Origin of the sequence: Pseudomonas sp. TWRC1-2 (assembly GCF_049896685.1) — a bacterium.
Classification (GTDB): domain Bacteria; phylum Pseudomonadota; class Gammaproteobacteria; order Pseudomonadales; family Pseudomonadaceae; genus Aquipseudomonas.
In genome coordinates this window covers 35,937-54,637 of sequence record NZ_JAFCUU010000016.1, presented here as the reverse complement: position 1 = coordinate 54,637, position 18,701 = coordinate 35,937, and the positions used below count along the sequence as shown (strand labels likewise).

Annotated in this window: 16 protein-coding genes; 2 read left to right on the top strand and 14 right to left on the bottom strand. The window is 62.8% G+C overall.

Going from position 1 to position 18,701, the window contains the following annotated elements; genetic code table 11:
- Positions 1 to 55: 55 nt before the first annotated feature.
- The 7 genes from ACP7B3_RS28945 to ACP7B3_RS28915 all read right to left on the bottom strand — a co-directional run bounded on the left by ACP7B3_RS28945 (position 56) and on the right by ACP7B3_RS28915 (position 7,405).
- The gene (locus ACP7B3_RS28945; protein ID WP_106577320.1) at positions 56 to 1,504 is read right to left on the bottom strand and encodes an efflux transporter outer membrane subunit; all 1,449 of its coding nucleotides are present in this window, start codon (positions 1,502 to 1,504) and stop codon (positions 56 to 58) included.
- Positions 1,501 to 2,409, bottom strand: a complete 909-nt coding sequence (locus ACP7B3_RS28940) for an efflux RND transporter periplasmic adaptor subunit (RefSeq protein ID WP_262208228.1) — start codon at positions 2,407 to 2,409, stop codon at positions 1,501 to 1,503. Before ACP7B3_RS28940 ends, ACP7B3_RS28945 begins: the two co-directional genes overlap by 4 nt.
- Positions 2,406 to 2,615: a DUF1656 domain-containing protein gene (locus tag ACP7B3_RS28935; protein ID WP_016969155.1), complete on the bottom strand. Its 210-nt coding sequence runs from the start codon at positions 2,613 to 2,615 to the stop codon at positions 2,406 to 2,408. Before ACP7B3_RS28935 ends, ACP7B3_RS28940 begins: the two co-directional genes overlap by 4 nt.
- Positions 2,612 to 4,690, bottom strand: a complete 2,079-nt coding sequence (locus ACP7B3_RS28930) for an FUSC family protein (RefSeq protein WP_426182755.1) — start codon at positions 4,688 to 4,690, stop codon at positions 2,612 to 2,614. The genes ACP7B3_RS28935 and ACP7B3_RS28930 overlap by 4 nt, the downstream gene beginning before the upstream one ends.
- A complete protein-coding gene (locus ACP7B3_RS28925) occupies positions 4,687 to 5,106 on the bottom strand; it encodes a MarR family winged helix-turn-helix transcriptional regulator (protein ID WP_106577317.1) in 420 nt (139 codons plus the stop codon). The genes ACP7B3_RS28930 and ACP7B3_RS28925 overlap by 4 nt, the downstream gene beginning before the upstream one ends.
- Positions 5,107 to 5,375: 269 nt before the next feature.
- Positions 5,376 to 5,621, bottom strand: a complete 246-nt coding sequence (locus tag ACP7B3_RS28920; protein WP_145159625.1) for a DUF2789 domain-containing protein — start codon at positions 5,619 to 5,621, stop codon at positions 5,376 to 5,378.
- A 170-nt stretch (positions 5,622 to 5,791) separates the two neighbouring features.
- Entirely contained in the window at positions 5,792 to 7,405 is a 1,614-nt protein-coding gene (locus ACP7B3_RS28915) for a glycosyltransferase family 39 protein (RefSeq protein WP_426182751.1), read from the bottom strand.
- Positions 7,406 to 7,693: 288 nt separating this feature from the next.
- Between ACP7B3_RS28915 and ACP7B3_RS28910 the strand changes: the two genes are divergently transcribed.
- Positions 7,694 to 9,859: an outer membrane assembly lipoprotein YfiO gene (locus ACP7B3_RS28910; RefSeq protein WP_426182748.1), complete on the top strand. Its 2,166-nt coding sequence runs from the start codon at positions 7,694 to 7,696 to the stop codon at positions 9,857 to 9,859.
- Positions 9,856 to 10,560, top strand: a complete 705-nt coding sequence (locus ACP7B3_RS28905) for a DUF3142 domain-containing protein (RefSeq protein ID WP_426182745.1) — start codon at positions 9,856 to 9,858, stop codon at positions 10,558 to 10,560. Before ACP7B3_RS28910 ends, ACP7B3_RS28905 begins: the two co-directional genes overlap by 4 nt.
- Before the next feature lie 117 nt (positions 10,561 to 10,677).
- Here the strand turns inward: ACP7B3_RS28905 and ACP7B3_RS28900 are convergent, their stop codons facing one another.
- The 7 genes from ACP7B3_RS28900 to ACP7B3_RS28870 all read right to left on the bottom strand — a co-directional run bounded on the left by ACP7B3_RS28900 (position 10,678) and on the right by ACP7B3_RS28870 (position 18,496).
- Positions 10,678 to 12,111 carry an efflux transporter outer membrane subunit gene (locus ACP7B3_RS28900; RefSeq protein WP_242201701.1) on the bottom strand — a complete coding sequence of 478 codons (1,434 nt, stop codon included), beginning with the start codon at positions 12,109 to 12,111 and terminating at the stop codon, positions 10,678 to 10,680.
- Positions 12,108 to 13,166 carry an HlyD family secretion protein gene (locus tag ACP7B3_RS28895; protein ID WP_242201699.1) on the bottom strand — a complete coding sequence of 353 codons (1,059 nt, stop codon included), beginning with the start codon at positions 13,164 to 13,166 and terminating at the stop codon, positions 12,108 to 12,110. Before ACP7B3_RS28895 ends, ACP7B3_RS28900 begins: the two co-directional genes overlap by 4 nt.
- A gap of 15 nt (positions 13,167 to 13,181) precedes the next feature.
- On the bottom strand, positions 13,182 to 14,717 hold the full coding sequence (locus ACP7B3_RS28890; protein WP_426182741.1) for an MFS transporter: 1,536 nt from the start codon (positions 14,715 to 14,717) through the stop codon (positions 13,182 to 13,184).
- A gap of 161 nt (positions 14,718 to 14,878) precedes the next feature.
- On the bottom strand, positions 14,879 to 15,799 hold the full coding sequence (locus ACP7B3_RS28885) for a LysR family transcriptional regulator (protein WP_145159612.1): 921 nt from the start codon (positions 15,797 to 15,799) through the stop codon (positions 14,879 to 14,881).
- A gap of 65 nt (positions 15,800 to 15,864) precedes the next feature.
- Positions 15,865 to 16,713, bottom strand: a complete 849-nt coding sequence (locus ACP7B3_RS28880) for an ABC transporter permease (protein ID WP_404486223.1) — start codon at positions 16,711 to 16,713, stop codon at positions 15,865 to 15,867.
- Positions 16,714 to 16,724: 11 nt separating this feature from the next.
- Positions 16,725 to 17,576 (bottom strand): ABC transporter ATP-binding protein, encoded by an 852-nt coding sequence (locus tag ACP7B3_RS28875; RefSeq protein WP_426182736.1) that lies wholly within the window; start codon positions 17,574 to 17,576, stop codon positions 16,725 to 16,727.
- A 26-nt stretch (positions 17,577 to 17,602) separates the two neighbouring features.
- Positions 17,603 to 18,496, bottom strand: coding sequence for a TauD/TfdA dioxygenase family protein (locus ACP7B3_RS28870; protein WP_426182733.1), 894 nt, complete (start codon positions 18,494 to 18,496; stop codon positions 17,603 to 17,605).
- Between the last annotated feature and the right edge of the window lie 205 nt (positions 18,497 to 18,701).

The following is an 18,701-nucleotide window of genomic DNA, read 5'->3' as shown; positions in this document are numbered from 1 at the left end:
AGCAGTGTCAGGTGAGCCGCCACGGCGACTCACCTGACAAAGCATAGCTTTTAGCTCAGGGTTTGCTGGCCTGAGACGCTTGCGTTCGTCCGCTTTCCCAACCACCGCCCAGCGCCAGGAACAGATCGATCTGGCTCATGGCAACCTGGGTGTTCGCCGCCGCCAGCTGCGCGCGCACATCGGTGTAGGTGCGCGTGGCTTGCAGGTCGGCCAGGAACGAGGCGCGGCCGGCCTGGAAGAAGCGGTGCGTCTGCTCCGACGCCTCTTTGGCAGACTGGCCGGCATCGGCCAACGCATCGCGGCGTTGCAACTGCGCGGTGTATTGCGCAAGGCCGGTCTGGGTTTCGCGGATGGCATTGAGCACCACGCCGTCGAAGTGCGCCAGGGCGCCCTGGGTCGCGGCTTCGGCTTCATGAATGCGCGCACGCGCGCCGTTGGTCGGCACCGACCAACTGATCAACGGGCCAAAGCCCCAGCGATTGGTGGCCGGCGTGCCCAAGTCATCGAGCAGCCCCACCGTGCCCACGGTGGCGCCGATACTGATGTCCGGGTACAACGCGCCGGTGGCCACGCCGATACGCGCGGTGGCGGCGGCCAGTTGGCGCTCGGCCTGGCGCACATCGGGGCGACGTTTGAGCAGGGTCGCGCCGTCGCCCACCGGCAGCAACTGGGCGATGTGCGGCAGCTCGGCGCAAGTGCCGGTGCCCGCTGGCAGTTGGTCTACCGGCTTGGCCAGCAGCATCGACAACCGGAACAAGCCCGCCTGGCGCAATGCTTCGTAGCGCGGCATGTCGGCGCGCAACGATTTGTATTGGGTTTGCGAACGCGTCACCTGGGTTTCATCACCACGCCCGGCGTCACGCAGGCGCTGGGTCAGTTTGGTGCTCTGGGCCTGCAGGTCGAGGGACTCGTTGGCGATCGCCAGTTCTTCGTTGGCCGCGCACACCTGGGTGTAGGAGCGCACCACATCCGCTACCAGCGTGATGCGCGCGATGTCAGCGGCGGCCTGGGCGGCGTCGGTGGTGGCCTGGGCGCTTTCGATACCGCGCTGCAGGGTGCCGAACAGGTCGAACTGGTAAGAGGTGCTGATGCTGGCGCTGCCGATGTTGCCGACCGGGACTTTCTCGGTCAGCAAAAACGCTTCACCTGATTCCTGCAAACGTTGGGCCTCAGCCTTGGCACCGGCACTCCAGCCGCCTGCCGACTCAGCCTCCTGGGTCTGGAAACGCGCGCGTTGCAGGTTGGCGGCGGCCACTCGCAAGTCAGTGTTGGAGGCCATGGCCTGACGCACCAGCTCGTCCAGGCGCGGGTCTTTGTAGAGCTTCCACCAGTCGGCCGGCACCGGCGCCGACACCACGTTGTGGCCCTCGCCCGCGATCTGCCCTTGCAGGTCGCCACGGTTGATAGCGGCCTTGTCCGGCAACTTGTAATCCGGGCCTACCACCTGGCAGGCCGACAGCAGCAAACCCAAGCCAGCCGTGGCCAGCAACGCCGCCGGTTTCATGGTTTTTCTCCCTGCTGCGCGTTTTCTTTGGCGGCGGTCTTGTCATCGATGATCGACACCGTGGCTGTGCGCCCGGCAATCATGCGGAAGTCCGCCGGCACGTCATCAAAGGCAATGCGCACCGGAATCCGCTGGGCCAGGCGCACCCAGCTGAACGCCGGGTTGACGTTGGGCAGCAGGTTGGAGCCACTGGTGCGGTCACGGTCTTCGATACCGGCAACAATGCTTTGCACATGGCCACGCAAGCGCGCGTTGTCGCCGATCACACGAATATCCACGGCCATGCCGACGTGAATGCCGTCGAGCTTGGTCTCTTCAAAGTAACCGTCGATGTGGAAGGAGTTGCTGTCGACCACCGACAGCACCGGGCGCCCGGCGGTGACGAACTCCTGATTGCGCGGCGCACGGTCGTTGACGTAGCCGTCCACGGGGCTGCGGATCACCGAGCGGTCAAGGTTGAGCTGGGCGGCGTCCACCGTCACCTGCGCCTCGGCCAGGGCCGATTGGGCGCGGGCCACGCGGGACTGGCTTTCTTCCAGTTGCTCACTTGGCACCAGGTTGCCCAGGCCGCGGTTACGCTTGTACTCGCGATTGGCCTGGGCCAGGGTTTCCTGGCGGTCGGCCACGGCGGCCTGGGCTTGGCGCAGGGCCAGCTTGAAACGGTCCTGGTCCACGGCAAACAGCACCTGGCCCTTGGTCACCAACTGGTTGTCGCGCACGTCGACTTGCTGGATCAGCCCGGACACGTCCGGGGCGATCTGCACGATGTCGGCACGGATATGCCCGTCACGGGTCCAGGGCGCAAACATGTAGTACATGACCATGCGCCACACAACGACGACAGCGAAGGTCACTATCAATAACGTCAGGACAACACGGCCGATGGTCAAAAAAGGTTTTTTCATGTCATCAGATATCGACTGAGTGAGTCCACCGCGCCCAGCAACAGCGCGTAGAGCCCCACATTGAACAATGCCCGGTGCCAGACCAGGCGATAGAAGTGAATGCGCGTCAACAGCCCGTGCACCACCAGAAACAACACGTACGTAATGCCCATCAGCACCAGCAGCGTGGGCAGGAACACCCCGCTGATATCCAGATCACCGATCATAAAGGCGCTCCATCAGGCAGCGGCGCTTCCATTTCGGTGCCGCCAATAAATTCCACGCCAGGCAGCAACGACAGGCGCAAGCCGGCCAGTGCGTGCAGCAGATGCAGGCGGGTGTCGTCTTCGTCTTGCAGGCCTTGCCCGTTGAGGGCGCGGCGCGTGCGGTCCAGGGTCATCAGCAGACCGCTCGGCGCGGGCAAGCGTTCACCCGCCTTCAGGCAGGCCTTGAAGTAACCGCCCACGCCTTCCACCACCTGGTTGAGCAGTACCCGTGGCACACCGTAGATACGCGGCGAGTAGGCCAGCAGGTCGAGCAGGTTCAGCGCCACACGCAAATCGCGCAGGGCGATGCCGGTGTCCTGGCCGGTGAGGGCCAGGCGCGGCAGGTGCTGCATCAGGCGGTCGAGCATTTGCGCAGCCATGTGCCGGTGTTCGGCGAGGGTCGCAGGTTCGGTCAGGGTGACGATGTCGCGCCAACTGAAACGGGTCAGGCGCTTGGCCGCCAGTTCGGCGCCGAACGGCCGTGCAATCAACGTCCACACAAAGGCGAACAACAAGCCCACGGGCCCGGCCAGGTTAACGTTGGCGAAGTTCAGGAAGTCCGCGTCATAGGCGCCCTGGATGCTGATGAACGACGAGGTATTGACCAGCGTCAGCAGCATGCCGAGGTAGAAACGCGGCTGCACGGTGAGCGTGCCGATGCAGATAAACGGCACGGCAAACGCCAGCACCAGCATCGGAAAATCATGCAGGTTAGGCAGCACCAGAAACAGATAAAGGCTGGCGAACAGCACCGACATCGCGGTCCAGAAAAAGAACCGGTAGATCTGCGGCGCCGGGTCGTCCATCGAGGCAAAAAAACTGCAGGCCACGGCCGCCAGAATCACCGCGCTGCCGCCGTCGGTCCAGCCCAGCAGAATCCACAGCACCGAGGCGACGATGATCGCGGTAACGGTGGAAAACGCCGAATAGAACATCAAGCCACGGTCGAGAAATGGCGTCAGCCGGCCCAGGCGCCAATGACGGTACACCGCGCGCCAGGTGTCCTGGCTCTCGCACTGGATGGCGGCCTGCAGGCTGCGACAGTCTTGCCACAGATCGATCCATTCGCCGAGGCGATACAGCGCGTTGGAGAACAATAGTGTGTGGCGGTCGTCCAGCGCTTCGCCTTGGGGCTGCAGGGCATCGACCTGATCGCGCAGCACGCGCCAGCTTTCCAGCGGGGCGGTTTCAACGGTGCTTTCCAGCCACTGCCGGCTTGCGTCCAGCACCGGCGTAAGCCGGTCGAGAAACTCTGGCGCGCGGTGTTCGACGGCGTAGAGGGCGTCGTCGAGGGCATCCACTACGGGCAGCAAGTGAATCATGCGCCCGCGCAGTTCCTTGGTGTTGCGGACGGTCTGCGGCCGCGCGCCTTCGTGAGGCAGCTGGCCGATCATCAATTCCAGGGTGTTGAAGGTGGCGACCATGCCGCCGCGCAAGGTGCTGACCTCTTCCGGCTGCACGTTGCGCGTCAAAAAACGCAGGCTGTAGACCTGGGCATCGGCAAACCATTTGGTCACCGAGCCATCGAACACCGGCATCAGGCGACGCGGCCAGAACATCGCGCCCACCACCGCCGCGACCGCGATGCCGAGAAAGATTTCCTCGGTACGCGCCTCGGCCACATCCCACACCGCCAGCGGGTTATCCACCACCGGCAAGGCGATCAGCGGCAAGGTGTAGCCGGCCAGCATCAGCGCGTAGTTATTCGCGGTGCGCAGGTGCATGGACAGGAACAGCAAAATGCCCGTCCACAATGCAATCACCACCACCAACACGTACGGCGCCTGCACAAACATCGGCACAAACACCACCGCCGCCGCTGCGCCCATGAAGGTGCCGATGGCGCGGTACAACGCCTTGGAACTGGTAGGACCGACAAACGGGCTGGAGACGATATACACCGTGGCCATCGCCCAGTACGGACGTGGCATTTGCATGAGCATGGCGATGTACAGCGCGATCATTGACGCTGCGAACGTCCGTACCCCGTAGAACCAATCGCGGGCTGGCGGAAAACCGGTAAAAAATCCGTTCAAGGCGCTGCAACCCCAGCCGCTTCGAAGGCCCGCAGCACGCGCAGGGCGGCTTCAAGGTCGCTGTGGGCAATGTCCGCCAGCACTTCCTGACGCAGGCGCACCAGCTGCACTTCCACCGCTTGCACCAGCTCGCGGCCGCGCTCGGTGAGGCTCAAGGCCTTGGCGCGACGGTCGTGGACGTCTTCGGTCCGGCACACGTAGCCGCCGGCGCACAACTGATCAAGCAGGCGCACCAGCGAGGGGCTTTCCATGCCGGAGGCCTGGGCGACTTTTACTTGGTGCACACCGTCGCCCAAGCGGCCGATCATCAACAACGGCACGGCGCAGGCTTCGGAAATACCGTAGCTCACCAGCGTGGTCTGGCAGATTTTGCGCCAATTGCGGGCGCCCACCACCATGCTGCTGCTGAGGTTCATCTGGAGTTGTTCGAGGGTATGAGGCACTGGATTGTTCGCATACAGTTAGTTTGCTAACTATCAATATGGTGGATGCGTCCAAAGCAGTCAAGTTTTGAAACAAATTTGTGATCGGTGGCGCGGGTCGCTGTGGGTAAGTAAAGCGGGTTTGAGTGGGCGTGCTGGCTTTTCCACTTTGGCTCCCACATTGGGTCAGCGTTGGCCTCGCACCTGACGGTTATCGGTACTAGCCGTCGGCAAAATCCCAAACACCAGGGAGGCCACTATTTTTACCCCTCACGCCCCGTCCGCAACAACACACTCAGCTGGTCCACCACTTCCGCCCAATCCGCATCCTCCAAAATCTCTTCGCGCAAAAACGCTCGCTGACTGGCCGTCCAGAAAAACGCGTCCGCCAGATGCAGCTCAGGCTTGAGCGGTGAATGAACCGTCACAAACTGCTCGATACTCACCGGGTCATCCGGCAGCCCCAGTTGTTTGAACAATGACGGCAAGCTGTGCACAGGCGATTCCATGGTGGGTTCCTACGAAGACCATTCCTGTGAGTCTAGTCCAGGCGCCAGCCAGGCCAACAACCACGTGACGCACTGCTGTGCCATCAACGAAATCGTAAACCCGCTTAGTGTTTTCGAAGCGATTGGCCCGGAACAGGCGTTCCGGGCATGTACTTAATGCCGATGCTTGATTAACGGCAACCCTCGGGTTGCGAGGGCTCTGGCCCGCGGCACAGCACAAACAAGCGCGCCCGCGCTCCGCCGCCGACTTGCTGCAGAAGCTGGCGCCAATCGGCGGGAATCGGGGCGAACTCGTCCGGCATATCCGTGCTGCTGATCAGCCACACGCGGTGCGTATCGGCCGGTAATGCCGACAAACGGTCCAGGTAAATACGCCCGCCGTCCTGATCCACCAACGTGCCGAAACCGTAGGCGTTCGGCCGGGTCGGCGTGCCGTCGGGTTTGGGGGGCGTGTAGAGCTGCAACTGGGCGTCGGTCTCGTCGTAATACACGTAGGGCAAGTACCACAGCATATCGCTGAGGACGATGCGGTCGTCTTCCTGATAGTTGCGGTTAACGAACTCCACCGGCACGTTGAATTGATCATGCACATCCACCGTGGCGTTGTTCTTCAACCCCAGCAGTTCCACACCAACAAACAACACAAACAACGCCGCGCCCAACCATGCCAGGCTCTTGGGCAGGCGGTCGATGGCCAGGGCCATGAGGATCGGCAAGCCGAGTGCGTAGACCGTGAGGTAGCGCTCGATAAATACCGGGGAGATGAAAGAGACGCCGTACACCAGCAACAGCGGCAGCAGGAAAAACAGCGCCAGCAGGCATGCCGGGCGATAGCGCTCACGATCACGCCAGGCCGCGATGCCCACGACGGCGATCAACAGCAGCGGGAACAGCCAGAACAGCGGCGGCCAGAAACCGATGCCTTCATCCTGAAGCATGAACTGCCAGACCATCGACGGCACGGAAATCAGCGAAACCGGATCTTCCCAGCCAATGTCACCGCCAACCTTGAGCTGTTCAATGTGCTGGGTGAGGTCCAGCAGGTTCGGCAGCCACGGCAGGTACAACGCCACAATGAGCGCATTGGCGCACCACCACGACGGGCGAATGATCAAGCGTTGGCCGGGCGCCTGTGAGCGGCACAACACGCCCAGGTAAGCCCAATGCACCAGCACACACAGCGCGGTGAAATAGTGGGTGTAGAACCCGGCCGCCATCAGCACTACATAGACGGCCAGGTAACGCGTGCGCTCGGGCTGGCGCACCCAGTACACCAGCGCCAGCGTGGCGCCCAGCAACCATACGGCCAGCAGCGAGTACATGCGCACTTCCTGGCTGTAACGCACCGCCGTCGGAAACAACGCCAGCAGCACGCCCGCCAGCACTGCCGCCCGACGCGTGGACAGTTGTCGCGTGAGCCAGATGCCCAGCCCCACCGCCCCGATCCCGGGCAGGGCACTCATGCCGCGAATCGACCAGATGTCATCGCCAAACAGCTCGATCCAACCGCGCAGCATGAAGAAGTACAGCGGCGGGTGCACATCATGGGCGGCGTGAAACCACAGGTCCTCCATGGCGTATTCGCTGAGCAGCAGGCTCGACGCTTCGTCGCCCCAGATCGCCGAAGCGGTCAGGCCATAGAAACGCACGGCCATGGCCAGCGCCAGAATCGGCAACCACCATAATCGGCTGAGCCAACCGGCACCCTCCCAGGCGCCTGTGAGGCGATTGACTGCGGGAAACGTCCCAATTTTGTCGTCTTGCTCTACCACAGACCGTCGCACCTCAATTCCCCTGACACTGCCCATTTCCCGGGCAAAACCTGCACACGCGCAAACAAGCGCCACTCTAGGACAAAAGCCCCGGTTTCGCTCGCTGTTTTACAACCGTCGGGCGGCACACCGCGGGATTTGACTTGAAGCTCATAGACCCGCCACTGCGCCCGGATTTCGCTGAGCATTGCCACGACCAAAAATCGGACAAATCAGCAATTTGTGTAGGCCTTCACCGAAGCTGCTGCCGGATCAAGCTATGATTGGCACCCTCCAAGGACTCAGGATCAAGGACACGTCATGCGCATCGGTTTTTTGTCACCTCTGGCTCTGGCCCTGCTTGCCGGCATTTCCCTACCGGCCCAGGCCAGTTCGGACGACTCGTGTTACCCCGACTGGCGGGTGTCGCGTGACACGCTGGACCCCTGCAACAACCTGCCGTTCCTGAGCCCTGGCAATGACAGCCGGGCCAATCTGCGCTTGTTGCTGGCCGACAGGAAAGCCGCGCCGCTGACGCCCAATGCCCTGAGCGAAGATGACCTGGCCGAGGGTTTTGGCCCGGTGCCGTTCCCGGTGTATCGCCTTGTGCCGCGTGGCGAAGCCGAGCCGGTCAGCACGTCCGACGCCCCCAACACCTCGCCACTCGATGCACTGCTTGAACCGCTGGGCATCAAGCGCGACGACGCTAAAGCTGCCGGCGATGCGTTTCTCAATGGCGAAGGTAGCCGCTGCCGCAGCAATGACGACAACAGCGCTGCCGCGTTTATCAGCCAGGTGGTCAAAGCCGACATGCCAGCCACCGAACGCGATCTGCTGGTGAAGGCGCGCCTGCAATTGCTCACCGCCTGTGAATGGGTAGGCCCGGTGGTGGAGCCGCCGCAAGATATCCAGTCGACCGAAGGTCAGCTGTTTCGCACGTACCTGCAAGCCGCCGCCGATTTCTACACAGGCCGTTTCACCGACGCCGGGCCTGGCTTCGTCGCCACCCAGAACGCCGCTTCGCCCTGGCTGAAAGAAACCGCGCTGTACATGACCGCGCGTAACGCACTCAACCAGGCCCAAGCCAACACCTATGACGAAGACGGCGTGCCGCACCTCGACCGTGTGGATAAACCTGCGCTCGCCGAGACCGAGAAAGGCTTCAACGCGTATCTGAAAACTTATCCACAGGGCGAGTACAGCGCCTCTGCGCGCGGCTTGCTGCGCCGGGTTTACTGGCTGGCGGACGACAACGAAAAACTCGCCGAGGCATTTGCCTGGCAGCTGACCCAGGCCACCGACGAGCAGCGCAATGTGTCGGTGGATGAATTGGTCGAAGAGGCCGACCTCAAGCTGTTGATGGTCAATAGCGACACCGTCAAGACGCCGATGATCCAACTCGTCAGCGACCTGATGGTCATGCGTGGCGGCAACCAGCCCGCGCTCAGCCGCGCAGACCTTGAGAAGCAAAAAGCAGCGTTTGCCGATGAACCGGCGTTTTACGACTACTTGTTAGCCGTGAGCGCGCTGTACGTCGAGCATCAACCGGATGCCGCCTTGAAGCAGTTGCCGCAAAGCGTGCCGTCGAGCCTGAATTACTTCGCCTTCAGCCAACAAACCCTGCGCGCCCTGGCCCTGGAAGCCAAGCAAGACTGGAAAGGCGCACAAGACCTGTGGCTGCAACTGCTGCCGCTGGCCAAATTGGCGCTGCAACGCGACCAGTTGGAGTTGGCCCTGGCACTCAACTACGAGCGCAGCGGCCAGCTGGCCAACTTGTTCGCCGCCGATTCGCCGATCAGCGCCAAGCAAGTGCGTTACATCCTGCTGCGCAACGTTGCCGGGCCTGACTTGCTGCGCCAGCAGATCGCCAAAGCCGACGACCCGGTGGAGCGCCAGACCGCGCAATTCGTGCTGCTCTATAAGGACTTGCTGCGCGGCCAGTTCGCCACCTTCGCCGAAGACCTCAAGCAACTGCCAACGCCGGCCCCTGAAGACAAGCTGGGCACCAGCCTGGGCTACGTCTACAGCGGCGGCCAGAGTTTGAAGCTGTTCCAGTGGAACGGTGAAAAAGCCGAATCCGGCTACAGCTGCCCGACCATCGCGCAAACCGCCGCCACCTTGCAAACCGATGCGAAAAACCCGCAAGCCCTGAACTGCTTTGGTGAATTCATCTTGCGCAATAACCTCGACGGCATGCCCCTGGAGCAGACACGCGCCGCCGGCAGCCTGGGCAGTACCGCGTCGCCATTCCCCGGTGAAACCTTCTCGCGGCTCAACGGCTACAAGCAGGTGATCGCCAACGCCAAGGCGCCGAAGAACGACAAGGCCTACGCACTGTTCCGCGCCATCAACTGCTATGCACCGGCCGGCTACAACAGCTGCGGCGGCGATGACGTTGAACCTGCCGTGCGCAAGGCCTGGTTCCGCCAGCTCAAAAGCGGCTTCGCCGACACCCAGTGGGGCAAATCGCTGCAGTACTACTGGTGAAGCACCTGTGGCTCGGCTTGCTCCTGCTGGCAAGCCCGGCCTTTGGCGCCGTCGACGCTCGCGACTACGACGCCTTCTGGCTGTGGAGTGGCGTTACTCCACAGCCGGTGCTTAAACAGGCCAACACCCTGTACATCCTGCAAGGCCAGATCAACTCCACCCGCCGCGCCCCCGAGCGCGGCGTGCAACTGATCGCCCAGGGCATCGGCATACCACGCCTCACCCGTGGCGAGGTCTGGGTGGTCTACCGCGCCCACACCCTGCACTGGCCGGAGCGGGTTTACACCCAACTGCTCGGCCAGGTGCAACGCTGGCGTGACGCGGGCAACCCGGTGGTCGGCATCCAAATCGATTTCGACGCCCGCACCCAATACCTGCACGAATACGCCGACTTCCTGCGCGACCTGCGCCACCGCCTGCCCGCCGACTTGAAGCTGAGCATCACCGGGCTGATGGACTGGAGCAGCAATGCCGACCCAACCGCCATCGCGCAGCTCAAAGGCGTGGTGGATGAAGTGGTGGTGCAGACGTATCAAGGGCGCCACAGCATCCCGGATTACGCCGCGTATTTGCCGCGCATGAACCGGCTGGGGCTGCCATTCAAGGTCGGCTTGATTCAGGGCGGCGTGTGGGAGGCGCCGGGGTATTTGAAGGGGAATGAGTGGTTTCGCGGGTATGTGGTTTTTCTGCAGAATCCGTGACCCACGCACGGTTTCCATGTGGGAGCGGGCTTGCCCGCGATAGCGGCAGTGCAGTCAACGTGATGTTGAATGATATGCCCTCATCGCGGGCAAGCCCGCTCCCACAGGGTGTTGTGTTTAGCCTGCGGGATAAACAGACTGCCAACCGCCACCCAACGCCTTGTACAACCCGACCATGGCCAGCGACACGCCGGTGGAGCTTTCCACCCACTGTTCCTGCGTCGCGAGCAGCGCGCTTTGCACGGTCAGCACGTTGACGAAATCCACCACGCCTTCGACGTACTGCTGTTGCGCGGTGCTCAACGCGATCTGGTTCTGGCGCACCGCTTCGGCGAGGCTGTCGCGGCGCAGTTGGCTGGCGTTGTAGCGGGTCAGCTGGTCGTCGATTTCATGCCAGGCGCGCAGCACGGTTTGCTGGTAGGCCAGCGCGGCTTCCTGTTGCTGCGCTTCACGCAGGTTCAACATACCTTGCAGGCGCCCGCCGTTGAACAGCGGCAGGCTGAATTGCGGGCCGAAGGCAAACGCGCGCGAGCCCCATGAGCCGAAATCCGACAGTTGCAGGGCCTGGGAGCCCAGGCTGCCGGACAGGGTGATGCGCGGATAGAAGTCACCCTTGGCCACGCCGATAGTGGCGGTGGCCGCGTGCAGGCGTGCTTCGGCCTGGCGTATGTCGGGGCGGCGTTCAGCCAACTCCGACGGCAAGCCGATGGCGACCTGGCGCTGGGTTTGCGGCACGGCGGCGTCCTTGGACAACTGCGCATGCAGGGCTTGTGGCGGCTCGCCCATCAACAGGCTCAGGGCGTTGATCAATTGGTCCTGGCGCTGCTGCAAATCCGGCAGGCGCGCTTCAATGGCGGCCACTTGGGCAGCAGCTTCGGCCACGTCCAGGTCGGTCGCGACACCGTCGGCCAGGCGCAGTTGCGAGAGTTTGAGGCTGTGGCGCGCCACGTCGAGGTTTTGCTCGGTGACGGCGCGGGTGTTCTGCACGCCGCGCAACTGGATGTAGTCCTGGGCGGTTTCGGCGAGCACCGACAACAGCACGGCGCGGCGGTCGTCTTCGGCCACTTGCAGGGTGGCGTCGGCGGCTTCGGTTTCACGTTTTACACGGCCCCAGAAGTCCAATTCCCAGGCGGCGGAGAAACCCATGTCCCATTGGTTGAACGCCGAACGGCCATTCTCGCCGGACGGATCACTCAAGCCTTTAGCGCTGTTGCGCTCACGCTGATAACCACCGGTGGCGTTGACGTTGGGATAACGCTCGGCGGTGGTCACCTGGCGCACGGCGCGGCTTTGTTGCAGGCGGCTGCTGACCAGTTTCAGGTCGAGGTTATCGGTGAGCGCACGGCGTGTGAGCGCTGAAAGTTGCGCGTCGTGGAACACGTCCCACCAACGCTCCTGCAAAGGCTCGGTGACGGCGCGGCTGGCGGCTTGGCGCCCTTGGGGCTCGCCCCATTGCGTGATGTGCGGGCCTTGCGGCCGCTGGAAATCCGGGCCAACGGTACAGGCACTGAGGCTGATGAGGCTCAAGGTGAGCCAGGCAAATGGCTTCATTGCTGGGCCACCTCACGCGGCTGCGCAACAGGCTGGGTGTCGACGCTGGCCTCCACCGACATGCCGACACGCAAGCGCTCGGTCAGTGGCTGATTGGGTTCGAGCACGATTTTCACCGGAATGCGTTGCACCACCTTGGTGAAATTGCCGGTGGCGTTGTCGGGTTTGACCGAGGCGAACGTCACGCCCGTGGCGGGTGCGAGGCTTTCCAGATGACCCTTGAGAAGTTCGCCGTCGAGGCTGTCGACACGCACCTGCACGGCTTGGCCGGCGTGCATGTGCCACAACTGGGTTTCCTGAAAGTTGGCCACCACATAAGCCTCGGCCAAGGGCACCACGGCGAGGATCTTGCTGCCCGGCGTCACATAGGCGCCCACCCGTACCGCGCGCTCACCGACCATGCCGTCCACTGGCGCGACGATGCGCGTGTAAGAGAGTTGATAGCTGGCCATTTCGAGCGCTGCCTGGGCACGTTTGAGCCCACCTTCGGCGGCATCGCGCTGGGCGGTGAGGATTTCCACCTGCTTGCGTTCTGCGGCGAGCACCGCCGTGGCATTGGCCAGGCGCGCGGTGGCCTGGTCGATGCGGGTCTTGGCTTGCTGGGCGTTCTGCACGGTGCCCGCGCCTACACCGGCGAGGTGGCTGTAGCGGTTCAGTTCGTGTTCGGCAAAAGCCACTTCGGCACGGTCCGCCGCTACGGTGGCCTGGGCCTGGGCGATCACCGAGCTTTGGCGTTCGAGGGTCGCGGTGGCGTTTTTCAGTTGGGCCTGGGCGACGAGCGTGTCGGCATCGGCCGCCTGGGCGGCGGCGCGAAAATCGCGGTCATCGATCAACGCCAACAGCTGGCCGGCCTTGACGCGCTGGTTGTCTTCCACCAGCACTTCCTTGATAAAACCGGCCACGCGCGGCGCCACCAAGGTGAAGTCGGCGGCAACGAAGGCGTCGTTGGTGGTCTGGCGCTTGCTGCCCAACAGGCCGGGCGCGACCAGATAAACCAGTACACCGACGGCAAACACAGCAATAACGGCGACGGCAATTTTGTCTTTGCGTTTCATGAGAAATCCTTTTGGCTAGGTCGGTGCGCGCGGTGGAAAAATCCGCGTCGGCATCCAGAAAATCAGCAGAATCAACGCCACCGCGACGGCGGCCATGACGTAATAAAGGTCCGAAGAAGTCAGCACCACGGCCTGCTCGTGCAGACGGTGCGCCAGGCCCGGCGCGTCGCCGTCGGCCAGGGGCGAGTTGCCCAGGCGGTCCACCAACATGGTCGAGTGAAAGTGCAGACGCTGGGTGGTCAGCGTGTCCAGCACGGCGGTGGCGATCACGGCGGCCAGGCCTTTGACGGTGTTGAACCACGCCGAGGCGAACGGCCCGTCCATCGGTTGGATGCTGCCAGTGGAGAGCATCAGCAGCGGCAGTACGGCCATGGGCTGACCAAAGATTTGCAGCAGGTAGAGGCCGTAGAAATCATCCCGGATCCACTCCGACGTCAGGTGCGAGCTGCCCACACAGCACAGCACCAGCATGCTCAAGCCAATCCCCAGGACCCAGCGGCAATCGACCCAGCGCAGGTTGCACAGCGCCGCCACCAACGGCAGCGCAATCAACTGCGGCAACGCCATCAGCAGCATCACCGGCGCAGTTTGCAACGGCCGGTAACCCTGAACCTGGGCGAGGAAGCTCGACGGGATGATGATGACCGACGTCAGCACCATCAACACGCCCGCCAGCACGATCAGGGCAAACGCCAGGTTGCGCAGGCCGAGCATCTGCAACTTGAAAAACGGAATCGGCTGCGACCATTCATTGATCAGAAACAGCACCAGCAACAGCGTGCCGCCGCTGAGCAGAAAGGTGATCAGGCCGGACTCGAACCAGTCCAGGCGATTGCCCTGCAACAAGCCGATCACCAGCATGCAGATCGCCGGGAAGCCCAGCAGCACGCCGCGCCAGTTGAACTGCTTGAAGCGCTCCAGGCGCACCGGGTCTTGCGGCAAGCCGTAGGCCACGGCGGCCATCGCCAGCAGGCACGGCGCGACGATCTGCCAAAACGCCCATTGCCAGCCGACGTATTCAGTCCACAGCGCCGCCAACGGCGTGCCCAGGCTTGGGCCGAACGTGGCGGTGAGTGCGTAACCCGCCAGGCCATACAGCTTGACGTTGGCCGGCAGGAAACGCAGCGCAACGGTCATCAGCATCGGCGGCAACGCGCCACCGGCCAGGCCTTGCACGGTGCGCAGCACCAGCAGGGTTTCGTAGTTCGGCGCAAACGGGCACAGGATGCCCAGCACGGTGAACACGCCGATGGCACACAACGTGAAGCGGCGCAGGGAAAACGTCACCGAACACCAGGGCGCGAAGGCCATCGCCGCCACGGAGGTCGCCGTGTAAGCCGCGACCAGCCAGGTGCCTTCGTCAAAACCGATGTACAGCGCACCACGGATGTCGGCGAGGGCGACTTTGGTGACCATCTCGTTGAGACCGGACACCAGCACCGCCAGCAGTACGCCGACCAAGCCAATGATGATGCGCGGGCCGAACACGGGCGGGTTGAGCGCAGTGGGTTTGGCTGCAGCCTGGAGGGCGGGGGCAGCGAGGGAGGTCATGGACAGGTAACTCGGAATTAGAAATATCCGAGCAGTTTAATCAGGCACACCCATAACAAAAAGTTACTTGCTGGAAGCTTATAAGTGCGTCAGACGCAACTATTGGGCCACGCACTTATCCCGTGGTAGCTGGCTCGCCACGATAAGCCAGTGCCTACACTTTAGGTGGGCTGCGCTTCCAGCCAGGTGGCGTGGCAGCTTTCGCGCATGGTTTCGCGCAGCCACTTATGGGCAGGGTCTTTGTCGAAACGCGGATGCCAGAACTGGGCCAGCATCAGCGTCGGCAGGGAGATTGGCAATTGGAATGCGCGCAGGGGCAGCTTCAGGCGATTGGCACTCAGCAGGGCTTCCTTGGGCACCGGCAGCAGCAGGTCGGAATCGGGCAGCATGAACATCGCGCCATGAAAGCCTGGGGCGATCATGGCCACGCGGCGCTCCAGGCCCAGGGCATTGAGCGCCGTGTCGATTGGCCCGCGGGCGATGCCGCGTCGCGAAATGCTGATGTGGGAGTAGCTGGCAAACCGCGCGGCGGTGATTTCTTCGTCGAACAGTGGGTGGTCCTCGCGCGCAAGGCCCACGAAGGTGGTGGAAAACAGGTTCTGCACCTTCACTTCGGGGCTGGACGGCATGGAATTACTCACCCGCAGGTCCAGCCGGCCTTCACGCAAAGCCTCGTCATCGGTGTCGCCTTCGGGCACAAAACACAGCTCGCACAGCGGTGCCATGCGTTCCATGGTGTCGAACAGCCGACCGCCATACACGCCGATAAAGAAGTCATTGGCACGCACGCTGAAACGCCGGCGCAAGGTGCTGAGGTCAACCTGGTCTGCCGAGCGGAACAACAACGCCGCCTGCTCCACCACGTTGCGCACCTGGCCTTGCAACTGCAGCGCCTTGGGCGTTGGCACCAGACCACGCCCGGCGCGCACCAGGATCGGGTCGCCCACCGCTTCGCGAATACGCGTAAGGGTGCGGCTCATGGCGGCCGGGCTAAGGTTCATGCGCCGCGCGGCGCCGACCACGCTGCCCTCATCGAGTAACGCGTCGAGCGCGACCAGCAGGTTCATGTCCGGTAGTTGCATGCCAAGCACTCATGGTCGGTGGAGAGTGAATTGCGTGCAATCGTAGCAGGATTAAAATCGCGGGTTCAGCGCTGCATGCCCCAGCGCTTCACCGTCAGCCGTTCAACGGTGTTGAACACCAGATTCTCGACCAGCAACCCGATCAGGATGACCACCGCCAAGCCGGCAAACACCTTGTCGGTGTATAGCTCATTGCGGTTCTGGAAGATGTACCAACCCAAACCGCCCTTGCCGCTGCTGGCGCCGAACACCAGCTCGGCGGCGATCAACGTGCGCCAGGCAAATGCCCAGCCGATTTTCAGCCCGGCAAGAATCGATGGCAGCGCCGCCGGGATCAGGATGAACAGCACAAAACGCATGCCCTTGAGGCCGTAGTTGCGGCCGGCCATGCGCAGGGTTTCTGACACGCCGAGAAACCCCGAATACGTGTTCAGCGCCAAGGCCCACAGCACCGAATGCACCAGCACGAAAATCAGGCTGTTCTGCCCCAGGCCGAACCACAGCAGGGCCAGCGGCAGCAAGGCGATGGCCGGCAGCGGGTTGAACATCGAGGTCAGTGTGCTCAGCAGGTCGCGGCCAAGCTGGGTCGAGACCGCCAGCGTGGTCAGGGCAAACGCGAGCACGATGCCGATCACGTAGCCCTTGATCAGCACCGCCAGCGAGATGCTCACTTTGCTCAACAACTCACCGCTGAGCAGGCCATCGAATAACGCTTGAGAGGTCTGCAAAAAGCTCGGCAGCAGCAGGTCATTGTTCTGGTAACGCGCGACTGCCTCCCAGAGGATCGCCAGCACGATCAGGATCAGGCCCTTGCGCAGCCAGCCTTGCTGCCACAAGCGTTGGCGCAGCGGCAGCTCGCGTTCAACGGGGACGCTGAGCAGCGGTTCGAGGTGTACTTCAAATTCCTGGCGCATAGGTCGGCCCCTCAGTAAGCGATGCGAATATCGGCGAAACCCAACTCACGTTCGGCCTCGGGCGCTTCATCGAACAGCAGGCGATGAATGCGCCGCGCCGACGCCTGGAATTCCACACCGCCAAGGCTGTGCAGGTCGTATTGATGGCTATGGATTTCCGCGCGCACACGCCCCGGGTGCGGCGACAGCAACAGGATGCGATTTCCCACCACCAAGGCTTCTTCGATGGAATGGGTGACGAACAACAGCGTGAAGCGCACCTCTTCCCAGAGCAGCAGCAGTTCTTCCTGCATCTTGCGTCGGGTCAAGGCGTCGAGGGCGGCGAAGGGTTCATCCATCAGCAGGATTTTTGGCTGCATGGCCAGGGCGCGAGCGATCGCCACACGGGCTTTCATGCCGCCGGACAGGGTGTGGGGGTAAGCATCGGCAAAAGCGCTGAGGCCGACTTTTTCGAGGTAGTACAGCGCACGCTCTTCGGCTTCGCGACGCTTCAAGGTTTTGGACGCCAGCAGCGGGAACATCACGTTCTGCTTGACGGTTTTCCACGGCGGTAACTGGTCGAATTCCTGGAACACCACGATGCGGTCCGGGCCGGGTTGTTCGACCTGTTGCCCGAGCAGGCGAATCTCGCCTTCGCAGGGTTTGATAAACCCGGCGATGGACTTGAGCAAGGTGGATTTGCCGCAGCCCGAAGGGCCGAGCAGCACGTAGCGATCAGCCGGGTCGATCTCGAAACTGACTTGATGGGTGGCCCGCACCACGCGCTCGGGGGTGCGGTATTCGAGGCTGACGTGGTCCACCGCCAACAGCGGCTGGGCGGTGTTCAGGTTGCTGGCCGCGTGGCCTTGCAGGGGCGCGTTCATTTCAACTCTCTTGCCGAGGATCAGGATTAGAAAGGCGCATCGCCCTGAATGGTGGTGCGAAACAGCTTGCGGCGCAGGTGGCTCGGGCAACCGGCGGCCAGGTGGATCAGCGAGCGGTTGTCCCAGAACACCAGGTCGTGGGGCTGCCACTGGTGGCGGTAGATATTGTGCGGCAGCACGCTGTGGGCGTAGAGCTGGGCCAGCAGGTCGCGGCTTTCATCTTCAGGCAGGCCTACGATGCGGGTGGTGAAACCTTCACTGACGAACAGCGCCTTGCGGCCGTTTTCCGGATGAGTGCGCACGATCGGGTGCACCACTTCGGCCACTTGGGCCAGCTGCTCAGGCGTCAGGGTTGGCCGCCAATTGCCTTCGAATTTGGTTTCGCTGTAGCGCGCGGTGTAGGAATGCGCGGCGCTGCGGCCCTCCACCGCTTTGCGCAGGTGCTCGGGCAGTTGGTCCCAGGCTTTGTGCATGTCGGCAAACAGTGTGTCGCCGCCTTCGGAGGGCAGCTCCTGGGCGTGCAGCATCGAGCCCAGGCTTGGCAACTCTTTATAGGACAGGTCCGAGTGCCAGAACTTGCCCGCGTCACCCAGGCCGATGGATTGGCCGTTTTCGATGATGTTGGAGACGATCAGGATTTCCGGGTGGTTGGCCAGCAGGAACTGTTTGAGCACGTGGATCTGCAACACACCGAAGCGGCGGCTGAAAGCGATCTGTTGTTCGGGAGTGATGCGCTGGTCGCGGAACACCACGACGTGGTGATCCAGGTGCGCGCGGTGGATGCGTGCGAAGTCCTGGTCGTTAACCGGGTGAGACAAATCCAGGCCGACGATCTCGGCGCCAACGCTGCCGGGGAATGGGCGGATCTCGAAGGTTTGGGCGGTTGGGGTCGCTGTTGGAACAGTAGAGGTGGCGGACATGAGGGCACTCCCGGTCGGACAGGAGAGTGACTTTATAGATATAAGAACGGGCGATTAAATACCGTTAGTGAATATCGATATGCATTAGGGTGGGGGTCTGTGGTGAAGCTGATGGCGCCATCGCAGGCAAGCCAGCTCCCACATTTGATGGGTGTACACATTCAAATGTGGGAGCCGGGCTTGCCCGCGATGAGGCCCGTGCCGG

What these genes read in the sequence shown, in the direction of transcription:
- ACP7B3_RS28945 (WP_106577320.1), bottom strand. Translation starts at nt 1,504, where the DNA reads ATGAAACCGGCGGCGTTGCTGGCCACGGCTGGCTTGGGTTTGCTGCTG.
- ACP7B3_RS28940 (WP_262208228.1), bottom strand. Translation starts at nt 2,409, where the DNA reads ATGAAAAAACCTTTTTTGACCATCGGCCGTGTTGTCCTGACGTTATTG.
- ACP7B3_RS28935 (WP_016969155.1), bottom strand. Translation starts at nt 2,615, where the DNA reads ATGATCGGTGATCTGGATATCAGCGGGGTGTTCCTGCCCACGCTGCTG.
- ACP7B3_RS28925 (WP_106577317.1), bottom strand. Translation starts at nt 5,106, where the DNA reads ATGAACCTCAGCAGCAGCATGGTGGTGGGCGCCCGCAATTGGCGCAAA.
- ACP7B3_RS28920 (WP_145159625.1), bottom strand. Translation starts at nt 5,621, where the DNA reads ATGGAATCGCCTGTGCACAGCTTGCCGTCATTGTTCAAACAACTGGGG.
- ACP7B3_RS28910 (WP_426182748.1), top strand. Translation starts at nt 7,694, where the DNA reads ATGCGCATCGGTTTTTTGTCACCTCTGGCTCTGGCCCTGCTTGCCGGC.
- ACP7B3_RS28900 (WP_242201701.1), bottom strand. Translation starts at nt 12,111, where the DNA reads ATGAAGCCATTTGCCTGGCTCACCTTGAGCCTCATCAGCCTCAGTGCC.
- ACP7B3_RS28895 (WP_242201699.1), bottom strand. Translation starts at nt 13,166, where the DNA reads ATGAAACGCAAAGACAAAATTGCCGTCGCCGTTATTGCTGTGTTTGCC.
- ACP7B3_RS28890 (WP_426182741.1), bottom strand. Translation starts at nt 14,717, where the DNA reads ATGACCTCCCTCGCTGCCCCCGCCCTCCAGGCTGCAGCCAAACCCACT.
- ACP7B3_RS28885 (WP_145159612.1), bottom strand. Translation starts at nt 15,799, where the DNA reads ATGCAACTACCGGACATGAACCTGCTGGTCGCGCTCGACGCGTTACTC.
- ACP7B3_RS28880 (WP_404486223.1), bottom strand. Translation starts at nt 16,713, where the DNA reads ATGCGCCAGGAATTTGAAGTACACCTCGAACCGCTGCTCAGCGTCCCC.
- ACP7B3_RS28875 (WP_426182736.1), bottom strand. Translation starts at nt 17,576, where the DNA reads ATGAACGCGCCCCTGCAAGGCCACGCGGCCAGCAACCTGAACACCGCC.
- ACP7B3_RS28870 (WP_426182733.1), bottom strand. Translation starts at nt 18,496, where the DNA reads ATGTCCGCCACCTCTACTGTTCCAACAGCGACCCCAACCGCCCAAACC.